Genomic DNA, 20,185 nt, shown 5'->3' with positions numbered 1-20,185 from the left:
AGGGAAGCGGGAAATAACGGTCCGGCTGAACTGGTATCGGCGGAGATGCCGTTACTCTTTTGGCCGCAGCGGACCGAAGAAAAGCCTGGAGACTCCAATGCCTACTACGATTATGAAACTGGTGTCGATTGCCGCACTGCTCTGTGCCATGTTCTGGCGACCCTATGGTGGCTACCAAGTCTTGTTTGAGTTCGCCGTGTTCGCCGGTGCTGCCCTGGTGATCGTGCAGTCCTACCGTTTGGACAAGTTCCGCTGGGGCCTTGCATTCGTAGTAATCGCTGCCCTCTTCAACCCGGTTTCTACCGTGGCGATGCCTCGCGCCGCGTCAGTCCTCCTGAACGCGATCTGCATGGCGCTGTTCGCGACGTCGCTGGTCGTCTTGAAGAACCAGCCCAGGCTGTCGATCGCCTCCATCACCGATCGAACACCCGGAAGTGTGTCCCTATAGGTAGGCAGCTTCGTCCCGGCTAGGGATTGTTGGCCGGTTCTAGGGGCGGAGCGGTAGGTTCAAGGTCGCCCGCTTCGCTGGACTGTTGTTTTTCGAGCTTGCGCTGCAGCTTCCGCGCTGCCTTGGCGCGCTGTTTCTCTTGCCGGTTGCGCTCCTTCTGGCGTTTGGTGCGGCCCGAACCTGAACTACCAGCCATAGTACCTCCTCGGCGAATCTCTTATCTCTACCTGTGACCCGCGACGAAACCGGCTACCAGCGTGGCTCGCGCCGCTGGCGTGCATGGCTGTTTCCGCCGCCTTTTCGGTCACCGCGATCGCGTTGCGGCCGGGCTTCATTTACGGTCAATTGCCGCCCACCCACCTCCGTGCCATTGAGAGCCGCGATGGCCTTTTCTGCGTCAGTGTCCTCGGCCATCTCCACGAAGGCGAATCCCCGAGGACGCCCGGTGCTCGGCTCGGTGATCACGTTCACAGCCTGCACGGACCCGTGTGCCTCGAACATTCCCCGCAAATCCGCTTCCGTAGTCCCAAACGACAGGTTCCCCACATAGATCTTCTTCATGGTGCTCCTCCTTCGATGCTGGTGCCGTTAAGTGCTATCGGCGTTTTGCCAAGAGGCCGCCGAAGAAACGCAATCTAGCCCTCGCTCAGCAGCGCTCGGACTCTTTCGATGATGTCCTCAGGGCCTTCTCCGCGCACTATCATCTCGCCGTTGAAAAAGACACGGCACAGATACTGGGCGCCGCTGAGCAAGAACCCTACACGCTGTGCGGGGTCCCACTCGCGAATGCTGCGCAGCGCCCCGAAGTTGCTACCGGCGCTTTCGCTGAGCGCCACCAGCACCAGATCCGGACGGCGAGCACGCCAGCGTGCGCGTGCTTCGGAGGCGTCCTTGACGGTTTCGACCTCGTACCCGTGGGTGCTGAGCATGACGGCCTGCGTGCGCATCAAGCGTTGGTTCTCGCCCACCAGAAGGATTCTTGCTCCGGCGCCTTCGTTCCCCGGTACTTCCGTCACAGAGTCACCGCCCGGCTGATCTGTGCCAGCTTCACGGCCTCCGCGAACGACAACGAGAGACGATGATTGCGGGTTGCGGCCATTTCAGGGCGAGGATCGTTCAACGACCGTCTCGCGGAGATTCGCCATGCCGCTTCCAACAAGCTTCCCCGCCGGGGGAGCTTCTCACAGGCATCCGCAAACAGAGTCCGAACCCGGTGTCCCCATTCGCCATAGTCGCGTTGCTCCGCGGTCTCTGCGCTGTCCGGCGGAGAAAATGCCAGATAGCGTGGCTTGCCCACAAAATAGACGATTCTTTGCCTGGGGCTTGCCGCTCGAATTTCACTGCAGAATTGCTGCACGACCCAGGGAGCCTCGCGGAAATCGACCACCACCAAGCCATAGAAGTCCGGCCGCCACAGGAGGAAGGCTTGAATCGTGTCGGCGGCACAATCCACGTCCAGGCCGAGCTTTCGCATGACCTTGGCCCGCAGGTCTCGGGTGGTGGTATTGCCGTCGAGCAGTAGCAGCTTCCCTCCACATTCCCCAGAGGGACGTGAGTCTGTCATCGGGTGCTCCTTTGCGCCGGCTACTCTTGCGGCTGCGTGCGAATCCGGATTTCGCTCCGCGGCGTGTGGCTTGAGCTGAGATCCGTTGTGAGTCTGGTTAGGCAGGAAGGAGTAAGGACGCAGCTACTTCCCCTCCGGCCAGGTTTCTTGCCGTCTGGTCGCGCAAAGAACCGACGTGAGAAACACCCGGCGGAAGGATGCGAAAGAAGACTTCTACAGTATACGCCACAATTCCGGCGTCTCAGGCGATAACTTCGCGCTTCGCACTTCACGAAAACCCTCTCCTCGCCCAACCATCGCGGTCGCAACGCGGAAGCCTCGCGCCCCATACCCGGCCTGGCGCGCGGCGGGGTGTGCCGCGATGTTCACGTCCTGGTCGATGGTAATGATCCGGAGAGTTTCATGCGGCGGTCACGATGATGGCCGCGCTGCGCTGCCTGCCGGCGCGGTGATAAGCGTGGCGCACGGCGGAGTCGAAGTAGATGGCATCGCTCGCCTCGAGCACGTGTACATCGCTGCCAATCGTCAGTTCGAGCTTCCCGCGGATCATGTAGAGGAACTCGATCCCGCCGTGCTGGTGGAAGCGCAACTTGTCCTTGGCAACCGGCTGGAATTCGGCCAGGAATGCGTTGAGCTTGCGTTCGGTGGCGGGAAAATCCAGGCTCTCGAACCAGTAGGAGATCTCGCCGCCGCCCGGTCGCTCCGGGAACCGGATACGTTCGCGTTTGCGCACGATGGCTGCCACGCGCCGCTTGCGCTCGTCGGTAAAGAAGTATTCCAGGCCAACGCTGAACACCATGGCGATGCGCAGCAGCGTAGGCAAGGTGGGGAACAGCCTGCCGCGCTCCAGCTTGGACAGCATGGCCGGCGAGAGCCCGGTGTGCCTGCCGAGCTCTACCAGCCCCATACTCTTCTTCAGCCGCAGCCCGCGAAGTTTCTCCCCCAGCGCGTAAGGCTTCAGGCCTTCGCTGATGGTCTTGTTCACCCGTTTTTCCTCCCTGTCAAAAAGTGAGGCGAACCTTTGATTCCCGTTCACACGAATTGCGCATCCCGGTCGATTTGTCCGTACAAGCAAATATATTTGACTTACAGTAAACATCAGACCGGGAGAATGGTCAAACCACAGCCGTTCTCCCGTCCTCAACGGCAAAGGAATGTTGAATGAGAGCAGTTCAAAGGATGAGTGAGAAGGCCCGGGTAACGGTGCGGCGGCCGGGACCTCCCGATGTTGAAGGCAACTGCATCGTGTACTGGATGCAGCGCTCCCAGCGGGCGGTGGACAATCCCGCCCTGGACGTTGCCGTCCGTCTTGGCAGCGAGTTGAGCAAGCCGGTGGTGGTGTTCTTTGCCCCGGTACCTTTCTATGCCGGGGCGAACCAACGTCACTTCCGCTTCCTGGCCGACGGCATTCCCGATATCGCTGCAGGTCTGGCAGAGCGCGGGGTGGGACTCTGCTTCCGCCCGTATCCGCAACACAGCCTTCTCCGGTTTCTCGAAGAAGTGCGTCCGGCCATGGTGGTGGGCGACGAGAACCCACTGCGGCAGACCGAGAGCTGGAGGAGGCGAGTCGCCCGCGATTTGAAGGTGCCATTCTGGACGGTCGATAGCGACGTGATCGTCCCCTCAAAGCTGCTGGCAAGGGAGCACTATGCTGCGCGCACCATTCGCCCGCATCTGCTGAGACTCCTGCCCAGCTTTCTGGCACACTCGGAGAACCCGGAAGCCCGGGTTGCTTGGGCTGCGCCGCCGAAACTGCGCTCGCAGCCCTGGGAAGCCGACTTTACCTGCGAGTGGAGGTTAGACCGCTCGGTGGCGCCGGTGAGTGCCTGGCGGGGCGGCACCAGCGAGGGGATGCGCCGTTTGCGCGCCTTCATCGCCCAGAAATTGGCGGGGTATGCGGACGGCCGCAACCGGCCGGAAAGAGACGCCACCAGCCGCCTGTCTCCCTACCTTCATTTCGGACACCTGGGACCGCACACGGTGGCGGCGTGTGTCCAAGGCGCCGATGCGCCCGCCCACGCCAAGCAAGCATTCCTGGAGCAACTGATTGTCCGCCGCGAGCTGGCAGTGAATTTCGTGCGTTTCAACGCTTCGTACGATTCCATGGCATGCCTGGAGCCCTGGGCCGACCGTTCCTTCGCGCAGCATGCGTCGGACCGGCGGCCGATCGTCTACAGCGAGCAGAGCCTGGAACGCGCGGAAACCCATGACCCGCTCTGGAACGCAGCGCAGAAACAGATGGTCCTGACCGGATGGATGCACAACTATTTGCGGATGTACTGGGCCAAGAAGATCCTGGAGTGGAGCCCATCGGTCGCCGCGGCGTATCAGCGGGCTATCTGGCTGAACGACCATTACCAGCTCGACGGTCGCGACCCTAACGGTTACGCCGGGATAGCTTGGGCCATCGTGGGCAAGCACGACCGGCCCTGGTTCGAGCGGCCCGTGTTCGGACAGGTGCGTTACATGTCGCTGGCCAGCACCGGCCGGAAGTTCGACGCGAAACGATACATCGAAAACGTAGAAAGGTTGGAACGCTCACATGTTTAGCAGTGCGGTGAGTTGGCTGGGATTTGTCGCGATCTGTTTCGGTGCCGCCGGGATTGGCTCGGTATTCACCGCATCTTCGGTGAAGACCTGGTATCCGGCGCTCTTGAAGCCCGCTGGCACGCCGCCGGCGTGGGTATTCGGGCCGGTGTGGTCGACCCTGTACCTGCTGATGGGGACGGCGGCGTGGCTGGTGTGGCGGCAGCGGAGCGAGACGAACGTGTGGCTTCCGCTGGCTTTGTTCTTCGTGCAACTGTGCCTGAATGCGGCCTGGTCCTACATCTTTTTCGGTTTGCGACAGCCGGGAGCGGCCCTGATCGGGATCGGTCTGCTCCTGGTCGCCATCGTGCTTACGGCGACGAGCTTCGTGACGGTCTCCCGTCCTGCGTTCTGGTTGATGACGCCGTATCTCGCCTGGGTCGCCTACGCCACGTACCTGAATTTCGGGATCTGCTGGCTCAACCGAGAGGTCGTATGAGGATCCTTGTCACGGGCGCAACCGGCTACGTTGGCGGGCAGCTGGTGCAGAAACTTGCCCGGGCCGGACACGAGATTACATGCATGGTGCGGGATCGCTCCCGTGTGTCGTTGGCTCCCGCCAGTGGCCTACAGGTGGTCGAGGCCGACGCGCTGCGTGCGGAAACCCTGCCGCCGGCGCTTTCCAACTCTGAGGTGGCCTACTACCTCATTCACTCCATGTCGGGGCAAGAAGCCGGGTTCGAACAACGGGACCGCCAGGCCGCCTACAATTTCGCGGTGGCGGCGAGGCAAGCCGGTGTACGCCGTGTCGTCTACCTGGGCGGGCTTGCCACCAGCGGGTCCGTGCTCTCGTCGCATCTGAAGAGCCGTCGGGAGACCGGCGCGATCCTGCGGAAGTACGGACCTCCCCTGATCGAGTTTCGCGCCGGGATCATCGTGGGTGGCGGCAGCACCTCATTCGAGATCATCCGCTGTCTGACGGAGCGGCTCCCGGTCATGATCTGCCCGCGCTGGGTGCTCACGCGCACCCAGCCCATCGCCATCGACGACGTGCTCGCGTACTTGGTCGCCGCCCTCGACCTGCAGTGTTGCGCGGAGGAACCGATCGAGATCGGTGGCGCCACCGTCGAAACCTACGGCAGCATGATGCTCGGCTACGCCCGCCGGCGGGGTCTTAAACGCTGGCTGATCGCGGTGCCGGTGCTGACGCCTCGGCTTTCCTCCTACTGGCTCGACCTGGTGACCCCGTTTTCTCCCGCAGTTACCCGGCCGCTGATTGAAGGGTTGAAGAGCGAATCGGTCTGCACCAGTCCGCTGGCCAAACTCCTGTTTCCCCACATCCAGCCGATCTCCTATGACGCAGCGGTGGCGCGTGCGCTCGATCCCCGTTCCCCTTCGTTGCCCCGGCCGTCTCCGGCCGCAGTGGAACACTGCTAAAGCCAATCCCCAGGGCCGCGCCGCCTTCTACCTTGGCTGGACGAGTGGGACGAATCCGCTCCGGTGATGCCTGTCACTTCCGCCGGTGACCTCCGTCACCGCTACCCGTGGCAGTGCCGGCTAAGCTTCGCTGGAGTTCACCTCGGAGCGTGGACTCCCATGTGAGGTTGGTATGACCACATCTGGCATGAACTTTTGGGCGGAATGCGAGCGCGTCCACGATGACCACGAATCGGTGATGGCCGATCTGGCCGATCTGGCCTACGCTCTGGACAGCCTGGAGCGCTACGGCCGGAGCTTCGCGCAGCTCAGCGATACCGGCGACCTCTACCGCTACGGCGTCCGGCTGTGCGAGACCATCCCCGATCACTTTTCCCGCGAAGAGACCTGGTTGCAGGAGGAAGTAGCGACCATCAGCCCCGAACTGGCGAACTTCGCCCGCGAGATGGTGTATCAGCACGAGACGCTGCGCGGCGAACTGCGTGACTTCCGCAGCGCTCTGGAGCAACTGCGCGGCGCCACCGAGGATGAACTTCCCGACATCGTCGCCGGCGTTCGCGAGCAGGGCTGGCAGGTGGCCCGTAATCTTGCCGCCCACGTCGCGCTCGAAGAAGACCAGTTGCGCGGCTTCCTGTAAGAAGCCGGTCGGCGCGTCGCCCGTCACGGCACAAGGGACAGGTGCCGGTCGGGTCAGTCCGCAGCGTCTCAAAGTCGGGCGCCACGCCGCACCGCATCACTCAGCAAGACGAATTCCTTCGCTTTCCGGCAACCGCGCCGCCGCTGTTTCTTCCTTCACCCGTTGTGTAAGATGACCTTCTGCCCGCACCCGCAGGATACTCGTCGTCCAGGAGGCGCACGTGAACCGGACCTGTTTCCCGAAACTCATGCTGGGCGCCACGGTGTTGGCGGTCCTGTCGGTTGCCGCCTTTGCGGATTCGGCGCCCATGGTGGAGGAAGGGATGACCCGAAAGGTCGCCGACGGGGTCTACGTCATCTCCGACCGCCGCGTGAATCTGGTGCCCAACATCGGCATCCTGGTGGGCGACCGCGGGGTGATGGTGGTGGATACCGGCATGGGTCCGGCCAACGCCGAGCGTGTCCTGCACGAGGTTCGCAAGCTCACGTCCAAGGAAATCCTCTACCTCACCATCACCCATTTCCACCCCGAGCACGGCATGGGCGCGCAATCGTTTCCGCAGGGCACTCGCATCGTCGTTCCCAAGGCGCAGAAGGAAGAATTGGCCGAGAAAGGCGCCGACTACATCAAGATGTTCACCGGGTTCAGCCCGCAGATCGCCGAACTGCTCAAGCCGGTGAAGCTGGTTACGGCTGACATTGCCTTCGAGCATGAGTTGGAGATCGATCTGGGCGGCGGAGTGCTGGTTCGCTTGCTTCATTACGGACCGGCGCACACCCGCGGCGACAATCTGGTCTGGCTGCCCAATCAGAAGATTCTCTTCGCTGGTGATGTGGTGGTGAACCGCTTCTTCCCCATCATGCCCGATCCGGACGCGAGCCCGCGCGGTTGGCTCGAGGCCCTGAACCGGCTTGAGCAATTGCAACCCGCCACTATCGTCCCCGGCCATGGTGAGGTCGGCGACGCTTCGCAGATCACTGCGCTCCAGGAGTATCTGGCTTGGCTGCGCGGCCGCGTGAAGGAGCTTGCGGCCCAGGGCCAGTCGGCGGAGCAGGTCGTGGCCGCCCTCTCGCCCGAGGTGCAGGCCCGGTACAAGTGGGACAATCCCAACTGGATCAAGAACGCCATCGAGCGCACCTACGCCGAACTGAAGCAGCCATGACGGTGGAGTCTCGGCTGCCGTTCTTCGCCGGGCGTATGAGCGCCGCCCGCATCCTGGTGTGCGGCGGCATCCTGCTCATCATCGCCGGCATGTTGCTGGGCGAGGTCTACGCCATCTTCATCTCCCATGTGGGTACGGCCGAGATCAAGCGCTTGTGGACCGGCATCGCCGAGGCCGTCGGCCGTGGCGACCCGGCTGCGGCCGTGGCCGGCTACGAGCGAGTGGAGGAGATGCTTCACCGCCGCGGGCGCATCGTCAACACCCACTCCCATATCATCGCTTTCGGATTCCTCGCACTGACGTTGGCCGTCTTGCAGTCCGTTCTGCCCATGGACGAGCGCCGCAAGCGGCGTCTGGCGATCCTGGTCATCACCGGATCGGTGCTGCAGCCGCTGTTCGTGTTCGTGCGCGCCTACGCGGGAGAGTGGGCCCTCTGGGTTTCGGATCTGGGCGGCTTCCTGGTGATGGGCGCGGTGCTGGCCTATGCCGCCGGATTGCGGTCGGCGGAAGACTTGACCGCAGCTTTGCGCGCCCAGGTTGCAGACTTGCTGGCTTCCGCCAGCAGCCGGCTGCTGCTGCGCACGGGCGGCGTGCTCATCGTGGCGGGGATGGCCTTCGGCTTGTATCTGGCCTGGCAGTTCGTCACGCAACTGGAACCGCAACACTGGCAGTTGCTGGAATCGGGCCTCGCCGCCGCGCGCCAGGACCCGCCCGCCGCGCGCGAGACGGTGCTTGCCTATCGTGGCTTGCAATCGAAGATTGCCATCACCGCGGCGGCGCACTCGCACGCCATCGAGATGGGGATCATGGCCCTGCTGCTCGGCTTTGTGCAGAACTTCGTTTTCTTCAGCGAGCGCTGGAAGCTGCGCTGGGCCTGCGTATTCTGTTTGGGCTCGGCGCTGATGCCGGTCTTCATCTTCATCGCCACCATCGTGGGTTTGGTCTCGGCCGCGTTTGCCGACCTTTCTGGAGCCTTGGCCATCGCAGCCCTCGTGGCCATGCTGGTCGGGTTGGTGCGGCATTCCGGTGCGCAAGCCGCACGCGAGGGGAGTGCCGGATGAAGTCCCCGGAGAAAGTGCTTCTCGGCGGCGGCATGCTCCTGCTGGTAGCCGGACTCCTGTTCGGCGCGGCGTATGGCTACCTGGTAGAGCACCAGCCGCTGCTGGTGTTGCGCGAATCGTATCGCGACCTGCTGGCTTCGTCAGCGGCCGGCGATGTGGCGGGAGCGCAGGCAGCGCTCACCCAGGCTCAGCGCATGAACTACGCCTACGTGCGTGCCGTGGACGTCCACACCCACACCCTCAAGCTCGCCAACGTGATCCTGCTGGTGGGCCTGTTCTATCCGATGGTGGCGCTCTCCGAGGTCATGCGCCGGCGGCTGGCAATCCTGTTCGTGGCCGCATCGTGGTTGTTTCCCGCGGGCGTGTTTGCGGAGATCTTTTCTCCCGGCATTCTGCCTCAGGCCCTGGCAGCCGCAGGCGCGGCCCTCGCGGTTGCGAGCCTGGCCGGAATCGTCCTGGGCCTCTGGCGCGGATTGCGCCAAGGCCGCGCGGCCTCCTAACGTCCTTCAAGTCTGAAAACAGAACCGGCCAGGCTGGTGCCCGGCCGGTGTTGGCTTCGATTGCGGTCCGCTAGAACGACAGCCGCAAACCAAACTGGATTTGACGCGCGTTCGTCCCCTGCCGCAGGTTTTGCACCGTACCGAACTGTGGGTTGCTCACCACGTTGACCGGCGTGCCCAGGGACGGCGTGTTGAACAGGTTGAAGAACTCGGTGCGGAATTCCAGCCTGGTACGCTCCGTGATCTGAAAGCGCTTGTTGAGCGACCAGTCAAAGTTCGTGATTCCGGGACCGCCGATGCTGTTGCGGCCTGCGGTGCCATCCGCGCACACCGGCACGGAAAAGGCCGCAGGGTTGAAGAAGAAGCCGGATGGCACGCCCGAAAACGGGTCGGCCACGCGATTCGGCCGGTCGCTCGAGTTGTCCACTCCGTCACAATTCGTATCCCCACCGGTCAGTGGCGTGAACGGTACGCCCGACTGCACGGTAAGAATACCGTTGGTATTCCATCCACCCAGGATTTGCCCCACGGCGTCGCGACGGTCCCGGAACCACGGCAGTTCATACAGGAAGCTGGTTACCCAGCGATGCCGGGCGTCGTAGGAAGAGCGTGCCCGTTCCAGGTCCAGCCGCGTGCGGTTCTGCGGGAAGGGCGCTTCGCCCGTCGGGTTCAGGAAGTTCACCGGCTGCGAGGCGTTGTCGATGGAGTGGCCCCAGGTGTACGAGCTCAGCAGCGTCAACCCGTGGCTGAAGCGCTTGTTGGCGCTCAACTGCAGGGCGTGAAAGTTCCCCGCGCCGGTCGTCTGGTAATTGCTCAACTGGAAGAAAAACGGGAAGAAGGGTGCGGCGAAGGCGTGGTTGGCGTCCGTGTTGAGGTTCACGGCCTGCACCAGTTTGGTGGACTTCGTACCCACGTAGCCCAATTCGAACACCAGGTCCTTCACCGCCTCCCATTGCACCGTAGTGTTCCACTGCTGCACGTAGGGCGAGCGGAAGCCGGGATCGAGCACCTGCACGAAGGAGAACAGTGGGAACAGGTTCAGGTCGGCCACTTCCTGCGCCGTGAGGCCGGTGAACGGGCTTCCACCGCCGAACGGATCGCTGAAGGTCGCAATGAACGGGTTGGGCAGCGTGGGGATGGGGAAGAAGGGCGGCACCAGACCGAACTGGAACGGCACCAGTCCGATCACCCGGTCGTAGAAGATTCCGTAGCCGCCGCGCACACTCACCTTGCCGTCGCCGCGCACATCCCAGGCGAAGCCCAAGCGGGGAGCGAAGTTGTTCTTGTCCGTCTCGATGGTGGAACGCGTGATTCCCGGGTCGCCCACGAACAGCAGTCCCGGGGACGCTGCCGTGTTCACCGTAGAGGTTTGCCCGGGCCGGAAAGCTACCACGCGGTCCTGCGTGTCGGTCGCCGGCCGGTTCAGCTCGTAGCGCAGGCCGAGGTTCAGCGTGAAGTTACGCGTAACCCGGACGTCATCCTGGAAGAACCAGTGGAACGCGTCGAAGCGCCACTCGCGCGTAGTCACGCCACTTCCCTGGAAGAACAGGTTGGGTTCACCCAGCAGGAAGTTGGCGAATGGGTTGCCTGTCGAGTCGGGCACGAACAGAAAGGCGCCCTCTGCGATGGAGTCGCTGGAAGGAATATCCATCTGCGTCTTGAGGTACGAGAACCCGAACTTGATGGTGTGCCGCCCGCGCACCCAGTTCACGTTGTCCTGGAACTGGAACACGTTCTCGCGCCGGAACGAAGGTGAATCGTTGAACGTTCCGTACGACGACATGCCGGCGATGGCGACCAGCGGCATGTTGCTCACGGCTTTGGTGGAGGGCAACACAAACCCGAACGACGCGGGATCGCGCGGCGTCACCGGAATGGCGCTGTCGAACAGTCCCCGATTGAATCCGAAGTGGAACTCGTTGGTCAGCGTTGGCGAGAAAAGGTGCGTGTCCGAGACCGCCAGGTTCTGAATGCGAAATTCGTCAGCCAGCGGGAAATCCGGTGTTTGGATGGGAATATTGAACAGCGTGTTGGTGAAGAAACGCATGCCATCGCCATCCAGAAAGTGGTAACGCACCGAAAGCGAATTCTTGTCGGAGAAATTCTGGTCCAGCCGCAGCGTGAATTGATTACTGTTGTTGGCCGTGGCCGGCGAAGAGGTGAATTGATTCGTGCCGGTATTCGGCTCCGGGATCAGTTCGTCGAGAATCGCGGCCGCCGAGGGGTCGAAACAGGAAACCGGAATTACACCCCCGGGAAACGCTGCCGACCATAGCACGCCATCCGCCGGAGCGGTCCCGCCCGCCCCGGTGATATCGCCCGCGCATCCCGGCCGCGCATTCAGCCGCCCGGCCTGCGGCGCGGTCATGGCCGTACCCGGAGCGATTCCTACTGTTCCTCCGCGTTCCACCAGCGTCGGCACCGTAGTGCGCTGGGTTTGCCCTTCCCGCTTCCGGAACCCTTCGTAGTTGCCGAAAATGAACGTCTTGTCTTTCCGGATCGGACCACCGAGCGAGAACCCGAACTGGTTGCGGCGCAGCTTTTCCTTCTGCAACGCAAAGGTTCCCTGCGCGTCCAGCGCGTCGTTGCGGAAAAACTCGTACACAACTCCATGCCACTCGTTGGTGCCGCCCTTGGTAATGATGTTGACGATCGATCCGCCCCCGCCGCCAAACTCCGCGCTGTACAGGCTGGTCTGGATCTTGAACTCGTCCAGGGCATCCGGCGAGGGCGAGGCCATGGCGGTTCCCAGGAAGGGTTCGTTGTTGTCCACGCCGTCCAGCAGGAAGTTGTTCGACTGCAGCCGCAGACCGTTTACCTGGAACGCCTTGTTCACGCCGCCGCCGGTATCCGGAGTGTTGTTGGAGGTGATCTCAGCGGCCGGAACCACGCCCGGCTGCAGGGTGGCGAAATTCAGGAAGTTGCGGTCGTTCAACGGCAGTTCGCGAATCTTGCGCTCGTCAATCACCTTGCCGAGCGTCGAGCTGCGCGTTTCCACGATCTCGGCGCCGCCCACCACTTCCACTGCCTCCGTTACCTTACCCACCGCAAAGGTCATGTCCACGCGCACATTGGTGTTAACGGGCACCACCACAGTACGCTGCGTGAATTTCTCGAATCCCTGCTTGTCGCCCGTGACCGAGTACGTACCCACCGGCAACAGCGGCACGTTGTACTCGCCGTTGGCATCCGTCGTCGCCTGTCGTGACTGCCCCGTCGCCTGATTGGTGACCGTGACCGATGCTCCGGCGACCACGGCGCCGCTCGGGTCGGCCGCCCGGCCGAAAATGCTTCCCGTTGTCTGGGCGAACGTGGTCGAGGTCAGGGTGAACAACGTCAGAACCAGGCATGGAACTGCGAAACGCACACTCTTCCGTCGTGTCATAGGACTCTCCTGCAGTCTGGCCCGCCGCTGGCCGAATGTCCCTCACGGCCAAGGATTCGGAATGGAGGCAAACGCTATCAATTCGCTGCTTGCAATGTCAACGAATCCGGCAAGATTCAAGGGATATGGCGGCCCTGCACGCCTCGTTGCCCACCGTCTCACGCGCGCGCCGGCGCCGGTTCCTTCTCCGCGCCACTGGCTGCCGCTACTCGAGCCTTTCGGAATGGTCCGCGCAGCAGTGCCAGCATTCCCAGGTTGACGATCATCGAGACGGAAAAAATGCCGAACGGCCAGTCGTAATTGCCGAAGCGTTGCAGCAGATACCCGCCCAGGTAGGTGGAGACGATCGAGCCCGCATAGCCCGCCGTGTGAGCCAGGCCCACAGCTTTGCCGCTGTCGGAAGCCGGCACCAGGTGGGCCAGCAGGCCGGCCAGCGGCACGGCGATCATGCTTGTCCCCACCGCCTTCCAGAAGACAACGGTGGACACCTGCCCGATCGTCATCTCCGGATACATCACCAGCAGCGCGGGGCACACCGCACAGATCAGCGATCCCGCCACCGCCACGCCCCAGGCGCCCACGCGGTCGCTCAGCCAGCCGGCGAACACTGAGCCGGGGATGAGCACCACGCCCAGCAGCATGGAGACCGAACCCACCTCCGGCGGCGAGTACTGCCGCACCACCTTCAGGTATTCCGGCAGCCACGTGAGCAGCCCATAGGTTTGGAACAGGAACAGGAAATAAACGCCGGAGGCCAGCAGCAACGGCGTTCCTAGAAGCGCGCGAACCGGTGAGCGTGGCGTGGCGGCCACGGGTCCCGGTTCCTTGCGGAGGCTTTCGCCGCGCGTGAACAGCAGGAACGCCGCCCCTACTGCGATGGTCACCGCGGCGTACAGTTCGAACGCGCGTTGCCAGCCCAGCCGTTCCGCCAGCATCGGCGTCGCCAGCAGCGCCACCGACATTCCCAGGTAGAGCGAGCTCAGAAACGAGCCGCTGGCCAGGTTCACGCGCTCCCGGGGCAGCATGTGAATGGCGGCCGCCAGGCCGGGCACGAATACCACCGTGGCCCCGACTCCGATCAGCACCCGGCAAACCAGCAGCCACCCGAAGCTGGGCGCGTGAGCAGAGAAGTATCCTGCCGCCGCCACCAGGCCCAGTCCGGCGAGCACGAACCGCTTTACTCCGTAGCGGTCGCTGTAGATGCCGGCGGCCAGGCTCGCCGCCGTGCGCACCACCGAGTAGGCGGTCATCATCAGCCCCGCCCGCTCGTAGTCCACATGGAAATGCCGCGCCAGTTCCCCGATGACCGGCGGCACAGAGAAAATGGCCACGTAGGCCATGAAGTCTGCCGCGCACAGCAGGAGAAGGAGTTTCCAGCGCCGCACCGTATCCATTCACCACCCGGAGCGAGCATGATACCCGCAACCGGGTCTAACCATGGCCAAGAGGAGGCCGGGCCCCGCGCTGCCTACGGGCGGACCTCGATACCCGTGCTCTGGTTCGTGAACTGCTCCTCCTCCGTCGAGCCATGCAGCGCTTCCGTAGAGGTCGCGCCGCCCGCGATGGTCCGCGCCACGTCGTCGAAATACCCGGTGCCCACGAATCGCTGGTGTTTCACCGCAGCGTAGCCTGTTTCCCGCTCATTCCGGAACTCGGCTTCCTGCAGCCGGCAATAGGCAGACATGCCTTCGTCCCTGTAGCCCCGCGCCAGATCGAACATCACCAGGTTCAAAGAGTGGAATCCGGCCAGGGTCACGAACTGGAACTTGTAGCCCATGGCCGCCAGCTCTTGCTGGAAGCGGGCAATGGTGGCGTCGTCCAGGTTCTTCTTCCAGTTGAACGACGGTGAGCAGTTGTAGGCCAGCGGCTTCCCCGGGAAGCGTTCCAGCACGGCTTCCGCGAATCGCCGAGCTTCCTGCAGGTCGGGATGCGCGGTCTCGCACCAGATCATGTCGGCGTAAGGGGCGTATGCCAGCGCGCGCGCGATGGCCACTTCCAGCCCGCCGGAGATCTGGAAGAATCCCTCTTTCGTGCGGCCTCCGCTGAAGAACCGCCGGTCGCGTTCGTCAACGTCGCTGGTGATCAGCGTGGCACTGTTGGCATCGGTTCGGGCCATCAAGAGCGTGGGAACGCCCATCACGTCGGCGGCCAGCCGGGCCGCCACCAGCTTGCGGATGAACTCCTCGGTCGGCACCAGGACCTTACCCCCCAGGTGTCCGCACTTCTTCGCGGACGCCAGTTGATCCTCGAAGTGGACGCAGGCGGCGCCGGCTTCGATCATGGCCTTCATCAACTCAAACGCGTTCAGAGCGCTGCCAAAGCCGGCTTCCGCGTCGGCCACCAGCGGAGCGAACCAGTCGATCTCGTCCCGGCCCTCGGCGTGGTGGATCTGGTCGGCCCGCTGCAGCGCGCGATTGATGCGACCCACCAGGTTCGGCACGCTATCGACCGGATACAGGCTCTGATCGGGATACATCTGACCGGCGTCGTTGGCGTCGGCCGCCACCTGCCATCCGCTGACGTAGATCGCCTTCAGCCCCGCTTGCACTTGCTGCACCGCCTGGTTGCCGGTGAGGGCGCCCAGGGCGGCCACGTACGGCTCGCTGGCCAGCAGACGCCGCAGACGTTCGGCTCCGCGCCGCGCCAGTGTGTGCTCGATGCGCACGGAGCCCCGCAGGCGCTGCACGTCCGCTGGAGAATACGGGCGCTCGATCGCGTCCTGCCATGTCGACACCGCGCCATGCCCGTTCGCTTTCTTCGGTTTCTCCTGCATGCCCATGTCACGCTCGATCCCGTGTCCGTTTCGCTTGCTTCCCATGCTCACCTCCTTGGCGTAGTTCAGTCCTGCTGGTCACGATTCGCCGCATCGAACGCCGGCCGTCGCTTTCATCACACCGGATTGAACTCCTCCTCCACGATCATGCGCTCACTCTGCTGCCTTGCTTCGCGGTAGCGGTCGATCGTCTCTGCACCCGCATCGTTCGGCAGTTCGCTCAGGATCCGTTCCAGTTCCTCGTCAAACAATTGGCTCACCAGTCCCGGTGTGTGAACGTTGGAGTGGCCGTTCTCGTCCAGGATCTTCACCTGGCCGCGGTGCCGCATCCGCTGCGCGATCATCAGCCGATAGATGCGGTCCGTCGCCAGGTCTTCCATGTAGCCATCCAGCAAACTCGCGCCCTTGCCGTTCAACACGCCGTTGCGGTAGCGGATCACGGTGCGAACCGCCGCTCGCGTGCCGGCGACCGTGGTCTTTCCCACGCCCTCAGGCACAGGCCTGAGGTCCGGGTGCGCGATCGGATCGCCCGGCCGGCGGGAAAGCTGGTTGGGATACGGGAACTGCTCCACCGCGATCTCGTTCTGGTCCGGGTGCCCCGTCCAGGCGCCGTCCATCAGGCAGTCCGCCTCGTTCTTCTTGTCCTTCTGCAGCACATCCAGCGCCCGGGCGTTCAGCTCAGGATCCACCCGGCTGGGATACAGCGCCGTCATCCCTCCGATGGCCAGCACGCCGCGCTTGTGGCACACCTCCGGAATGCGCAGTCGCAGGTTCTGAAAGAACGCAACGTCATGCGGGATGGTGTTGCGGTCCGGCAGCACCCAGTTGGCGTCGTGCAAGTTGTAGTGGATCAGGCTGGCCATGTAGTCCCAGCGGCCCAGGTTCAGCCCCAGGATGTGATCCCGCAGCGTGTAGAGGAACTCTTCCATCTGGAAGGCGAGCGGGTGAGATTCCACCAGCGCCATGCACTTGATGGCGTCCTTGGGAAGGCCTTTCGCCTTGGCCAGCGCCTGGAACAAATTGCGCCACCAGTGGGCTTCCTCGGCCGACTCGGATTTTGGAATGTAGAACGCCAGTGGATGCTTGAGTTCCGCCGGGTCCACCGCGTGGACAATGCGGGCCACATCGAACAACGGCGCCGCCACAGGCTCATCCGGCAGGATCCCCGCCTGGCTCAGGTGCAGGCCCCGCGGCCGGATCCAGATCACCGTCGGGCTCGGCTCGATGCTCACCTGGCGTTCCCGCTTGCCGTCGTAGTACGTCAGCTCCCCCCGCAGCGCCCTTAGGATGTTTTCGATCCCCTGCGTGAGGCTGGGCCAGAAGTTGGCCATCGAGTCCTCCAGGTCCAGCATCACCCCGGGAGCGCCCGAGTTCAGCATCTTGACCACCAGTTCCGCGTCATCAGCCGGACCGGTCATCTGGTTGCGCTGGTCTGCGCACCATTCCGGAAGCTCGATCCGCCAGTCGTCCCGCGTAGCAGGGGACTCCCCCAGATATTGGGGAAGGCGGCCGCGGTGCGCCTCTGCCAGCATCTCGGCCCGTTTTGCGATCAGTTCCTGCTGCCAGGGCGTGAAGCGCCGGTGAAGCGCGGCCAGCAAGTCAGCAAAGCCGCTGGGTAGATCGGCCTCCGCCCGGAACCCCTCCGGGGCGCGGTTCATCCTCGGGTCCAGCCTGATCTCGATTGCGGGCGCGGCGTTCATTCCAGTACCTCCTCTGCAGGGATTCGCGTGACGTAAAGCCCATTCAGTATGTTCAATATGTTGAACATACATACAATACCGTGTACCTTTTCTACCTTAAAAGCGTGACCCGGGAGTGTCAACCCTGTCGTTCAATATCGTGAACACGAATTCGCTATAATGTCTTGGAGGAAGGACCGCCGGCGCTACAAGGCTTGGTCCGCAACATGTCGAAGGAAACTCCCGCCACCGCCGTCCAGCGCGCTCTGGCCATGCTCGAAGGTGTGGGCCACCAAGGTGGGGGCATGACCAACGCCGAGATTAGCCGGCACCTGCGGATCCCCAAGAGTTCTGCCAGCTACATCCTGCGGACTCTGGAACATGCCGGGTACCTGCGCCGCGATCGCGAAACCGGGAAGTACCGCTTAGGCCTCAAGGTGCTCAGTCTCAGTCATGCCACGCTGGCGGGCCTGGACCTTCGCGAACTGGCGCTGCCCATCCTGCGCCACTTGGCAGGGCAGACCGGCTTGAGTGCCCACCTGGCTATTCTCGACCACGCGGAGGCCGTCTACATCCAGAAAGCGGAGGCGGCCGGCTTCATCAAGATGGACACCTGGGTGGGCAAGCGAGTCGATATTCACACCACCAGCGTTGGCAAGGCCCTGGTGGCCTTTTTGCCGGAAGAGGAATTGGAGGCGTTGCTGCGTGGTCGCCACCTTCCTCGGAGGACGCCTCGCAGCATCACCTCGCATGCCCGCCTTCACCGCGAGTTCGAGCGTGTCCGTGCCCAGGGCTACGCGGTGGACGAGGAGGAGAACAGTCTGGGTGTGCGTTGTGTGGCCGCCCCGGTGTTCGACAGCTCCGGCCAGGTCGAGGCCAGCGTGGGTGTCAGCGGCGCCACCAGTGAATTGACCCGCGCCGGCCTGCCTCGCATCGCCAGCTTGGTGCGCGAGGCTGCCCGCCGTATTTCCCGCGAACTCGGCTATCGTCCGCGCATCCGGCCCTAATCCCTACGCCAGCGACTTCGCGTTGGACAGGTCCTTCGGCCTCTTCGAGTTCAGCAGGGATTCCAGCCATCGGTCGGGAGCAGCCACGGGCCTACTTGCCTGCGCTCCCTGCCAGCGACTTGCGAAAGGCGTCCAGGTTGGACTTGTCCACCAGCATGGTCCCGGTATCGACGAACTGGGGCAGCTCGGCGCGGGCGCCTTCTCCCGCCGGACCGGCCTGCTTGTGATAGAGCTGGTCGAGCATCTTCAGCCCGTTGAAACCCATGCTATAGGGTTTCTGTGCGATGGTGGCGACGATCCCGCCTCTCTCGATCCAGTCCAGCGTCCCCTCGTCCGCGTCCATAGCCACCACGACCTTGCCGCGCGCCTCATGGCGGTCGATCACCTCCGCTACCTCCTTACCCGCCAACGCTTCCAGGCAGACGAACGCCTGCACCTCGTCTTTGGACTTGTCCAGGATCTGCTTGGTCCGGTCAAAGGCCATGGTCGGACTTCCTTGAATGTCTACGACTTCCACGATCTTGATTCCCGGATGTGCTTCCAGAACCGACCGGTACCCGTTCAGGCGTTCCCGCAGATTGGCTTGCCCGGGCATGGTGAACACCACCACGTTGCCCTTGCCGCCCAGCGCCTTGGCCAGCACCTCGCCGCCCAGCTTGCCGGCCTCATAGTTGTTGGTGCCGATGAACAGCAATCGCTTGCTGTCGGGGACGTCGGCGTCCAGTGTGATGACGTTAATGCCCGCCGCTGCCGCCGCATCGATCTCCGGCTTCATCAGCTTGGGGTCGGCTGCCGACAACAGGATGCCGGTCGGCTTCTTCTGCACGATCTTGTGGAACTCCTCCTGCTGCGCCTCGGGATCGTAGGTGTCCGGGCCGACGAATTCCGCCCTTACCTTGAGTTGGCGGGCGGCCTCCTCGAATCCGGCCCGCGCCTCCTGCCAGTACGTCACCTTCTTGTTGGCCGTTACCAGGTAGTACATCTCGTCGGAGTCGTGCGGAGAGCGGCTGCAGGAGACGACCGTCAGAAGCAGGACCGCCAAGCTCCCTGTGAGCCGAAGCAGAATGGTCTTGGACATGGCCAACTCCTTCCTCGTGGCGTCCGCCGAAACCGGCCTTTAGCCGTGTGGATGGGATGCGCACGTCGGTAGGCCGCGGCGGCTGGAGATGCCCGCGATTCTAGACACTCTCGCGAGAAAAAGAAAAGGAGACTCCCTCCCCTGCTCCTCCCCATTGGGGGCTGGCGCTGCCGCGCCTACTCCAGCGACTTCGGGTCCGACAGGTTCTTCGGCGTCTTCGAGTTCAGCAGGGAAACCAGGTGCTGCGCAGCCGACGGCACACCCACCTTGCCTTCGCGCAGGATTTCGCGCGCGCTGATCTCGCGCCCGTAAAGGCTCTTGTTGGGGCCGTTGTCCTGCCGCAGCGTCGAGCCTTCCAGCGAAACTCCCGCAAACAAGCCGCGGGAACGCGAGTAGGAGAGGATTTCCGCCCGCATCACCACGTCCGTGGCTGCGGTCGCCGTGCGCCCCTTGGGTCCGGCGGCCGCCGCGGCGTCAGCTCCCAGCTTGACCTTGCTCCCCATCACCGAGCGCGCCCCCTTGGGGTTCATGATCAACAGCACGAAATCGGTTTCCTGGCCGCCCAGCTGGAGGCCGATGTTGCCACCCTCCAATCGGAACATGGCGGGCGCTCCCCACGGCCCCGTGAACGTGGCGCCGCCGCGGCAGACCATCGCACCGCGCCCGTAGCTGCCCCCGATCCCGATGGCGAACTTCTTCACTCCCGGCAGCACGATGATGCACTCCGCCTTGTCCAGCAGGTCTTGCGGAATGTTGTCCGGGATGTTCAGGATCTCCTTCAGTACTTCACCTGCATTCTCCAACCGCTCGTTGTCTTTGTCTCCGGCGAGCGCCGGCGCCGAAACCACCGCCATTCCAAGGACTAGGACCAAGAATCGTCGCATGATTCCTCCTGATTACCACATGCTAGGCCGGAAGATGACCTCCG

20 protein-coding genes are annotated in these 20,185 nt (G+C 63.4%); 9 read left to right on the top strand and 11 right to left on the bottom strand.

The genetic code is table 11. The annotated features are described in order from the left end of the window. Positions 1-448 (top strand): DUF6804 family protein (locus VLE48_10000; GenBank protein HSA93331.1); only part of this gene is annotated, 448 nt, incomplete at its 5' end. A 19-nt stretch (positions 449-467) separates the two neighbouring features. On the opposite strand, the gene VLE48_09995 is transcribed toward VLE48_10000, so the two are convergent. The 5 genes from VLE48_09995 to VLE48_09975 all read right to left on the bottom strand — a co-directional run bounded on the left by VLE48_09995 (position 468) and on the right by VLE48_09975 (position 2,997). Next, positions 468-644: a hypothetical protein gene (locus VLE48_09995; GenBank protein HSA93330.1), complete on the bottom strand. Its 177-nt coding sequence runs from the start codon at positions 642-644 to the stop codon at positions 468-470. A gap of 53 nt (positions 645-697) precedes the next feature. Further along, positions 698-1,009, bottom strand: coding sequence for an RNA-binding protein (locus VLE48_09990; protein HSA93329.1), 312 nt, complete (start codon positions 1,007-1,009; stop codon positions 698-700). Between the two features lie 74 nt (positions 1,010-1,083). Next, entirely contained in the window at positions 1,084-1,464 is a 381-nt protein-coding gene (locus VLE48_09985) for a hypothetical protein (GenBank protein ID HSA93328.1), read from the bottom strand. Further along, the gene (locus tag VLE48_09980; protein ID HSA93327.1) at positions 1,461-2,012 is read right to left on the bottom strand and encodes a hypothetical protein; all 552 of its coding nucleotides are present in this window, start codon (positions 2,010-2,012) and stop codon (positions 1,461-1,463) included. Before VLE48_09980 ends, VLE48_09985 begins: the two co-directional genes overlap by 4 nt. Positions 2,013-2,412: 400 nt before the next feature. Continuing rightward, positions 2,413-2,997 (bottom strand): XRE family transcriptional regulator, encoded by a 585-nt coding sequence (locus tag VLE48_09975; protein HSA93326.1) that lies wholly within the window; start codon positions 2,995-2,997, stop codon positions 2,413-2,415. Between the two features lie 194 nt (positions 2,998-3,191). On the opposite strand from VLE48_09975, the gene VLE48_09970 reads away from it, so the two are divergent. The 7 genes from VLE48_09970 to VLE48_09940 all read left to right on the top strand — a co-directional run bounded on the left by VLE48_09970 (position 3,192) and on the right by VLE48_09940 (position 9,335). Then, on the top strand, positions 3,192-4,562 hold the full coding sequence (locus VLE48_09970) for a deoxyribodipyrimidine photo-lyase (protein ID HSA93325.1): 1,371 nt from the start codon (positions 3,192-3,194) through the stop codon (positions 4,560-4,562). Beyond that, the gene (locus VLE48_09965; GenBank protein HSA93324.1) at positions 4,555-5,037 is read left to right on the top strand and encodes a TspO/MBR family protein; all 483 of its coding nucleotides are present in this window, start codon (positions 4,555-4,557) and stop codon (positions 5,035-5,037) included. The genes VLE48_09970 and VLE48_09965 overlap by 8 nt, the downstream gene beginning before the upstream one ends. Further along, a complete protein-coding gene (locus VLE48_09960; protein ID HSA93323.1) occupies positions 5,034-5,975 on the top strand; it encodes an NAD(P)H-binding protein in 942 nt (313 codons plus the stop codon). The genes VLE48_09965 and VLE48_09960 overlap by 4 nt, the downstream gene beginning before the upstream one ends. 172 nt (positions 5,976-6,147) lie before the next feature. Next, on the top strand, positions 6,148-6,612 hold the full coding sequence (locus tag VLE48_09955) for a hemerythrin domain-containing protein (protein HSA93322.1): 465 nt from the start codon (positions 6,148-6,150) through the stop codon (positions 6,610-6,612). Positions 6,613-6,832: 220 nt separating this feature from the next. Further along, the gene (locus tag VLE48_09950; protein ID HSA93321.1) at positions 6,833-7,774 is read left to right on the top strand and encodes an MBL fold metallo-hydrolase; all 942 of its coding nucleotides are present in this window, start codon (positions 6,833-6,835) and stop codon (positions 7,772-7,774) included. Next, positions 7,771-8,835 carry a hypothetical protein gene (locus tag VLE48_09945; GenBank protein ID HSA93320.1) on the top strand — a complete coding sequence of 355 codons (1,065 nt, stop codon included), beginning with the start codon at positions 7,771-7,773 and terminating at the stop codon, positions 8,833-8,835. The genes VLE48_09950 and VLE48_09945 overlap by 4 nt, the downstream gene beginning before the upstream one ends. Further along, positions 8,832-9,335 carry a hypothetical protein gene (locus VLE48_09940; GenBank protein ID HSA93319.1) on the top strand — a complete coding sequence of 168 codons (504 nt, stop codon included), beginning with the start codon at positions 8,832-8,834 and terminating at the stop codon, positions 9,333-9,335. The genes VLE48_09945 and VLE48_09940 overlap by 4 nt, the downstream gene beginning before the upstream one ends. Before the next feature lie 70 nt (positions 9,336-9,405). Here the strand turns inward: VLE48_09940 and VLE48_09935 are convergent, their stop codons facing one another. The 4 genes from VLE48_09935 to VLE48_09920 all read right to left on the bottom strand — a co-directional run bounded on the left by VLE48_09935 (position 9,406) and on the right by VLE48_09920 (position 17,193). Further along, positions 9,406-12,720 (bottom strand): carboxypeptidase regulatory-like domain-containing protein, encoded by a 3,315-nt coding sequence (locus VLE48_09935; GenBank protein ID HSA93318.1) that lies wholly within the window; start codon positions 12,718-12,720, stop codon positions 9,406-9,408. A 158-nt stretch (positions 12,721-12,878) separates the two neighbouring features. Further along, positions 12,879-14,114 carry an MFS transporter gene (locus tag VLE48_09930; protein ID HSA93317.1) on the bottom strand — a complete coding sequence of 412 codons (1,236 nt, stop codon included), beginning with the start codon at positions 14,112-14,114 and terminating at the stop codon, positions 12,879-12,881. Between the two features lie 74 nt (positions 14,115-14,188). Further along, complete coding sequence (gene aceA, locus VLE48_09925) at positions 14,189-15,538, bottom strand: isocitrate lyase (protein HSA93316.1); 1,350 nt, start codon at positions 15,536-15,538, stop codon at positions 14,189-14,191. 71 nt (positions 15,539-15,609) lie between these two features. Beyond that, on the bottom strand, positions 15,610-17,193 hold the full coding sequence (locus VLE48_09920; protein HSA93315.1) for a hypothetical protein: 1,584 nt from the start codon (positions 17,191-17,193) through the stop codon (positions 15,610-15,612). A 206-nt stretch (positions 17,194-17,399) separates the two neighbouring features. On the opposite strand from VLE48_09920, the gene VLE48_09915 reads away from it, so the two are divergent. After that, positions 17,400-18,179 (top strand): IclR family transcriptional regulator, encoded by a 780-nt coding sequence (locus VLE48_09915; GenBank protein ID HSA93314.1) that lies wholly within the window; start codon positions 17,400-17,402, stop codon positions 18,177-18,179. A 91-nt stretch (positions 18,180-18,270) separates the two neighbouring features. On the opposite strand, the gene VLE48_09910 is transcribed toward VLE48_09915, so the two are convergent. Both VLE48_09910 and VLE48_09905 read right to left on the bottom strand, forming a co-directional pair. Then, on the bottom strand, positions 18,271-19,257 hold the full coding sequence (locus tag VLE48_09910) for a substrate-binding domain-containing protein (protein ID HSA93313.1): 987 nt from the start codon (positions 19,255-19,257) through the stop codon (positions 18,271-18,273). A 176-nt stretch (positions 19,258-19,433) separates the two neighbouring features. Next, the gene (locus VLE48_09905) at positions 19,434-20,141 is read right to left on the bottom strand and encodes a lipid-binding SYLF domain-containing protein (protein ID HSA93312.1); all 708 of its coding nucleotides are present in this window, start codon (positions 20,139-20,141) and stop codon (positions 19,434-19,436) included. Positions 20,142-20,185: the final 44 nt, after the last annotated feature.

It is taken from the genome of Terriglobales bacterium, from assembly GCA_035454605.1.
In the GTDB taxonomy this organism is placed as follows: domain Bacteria; phylum Acidobacteriota; class Terriglobia; order Terriglobales; family Acidobacteriaceae; genus DATMAB01.
Note: the sequence above shows the minus strand (reverse complement) of the source record. Positions and strands in the feature narration are given on the sequence as shown.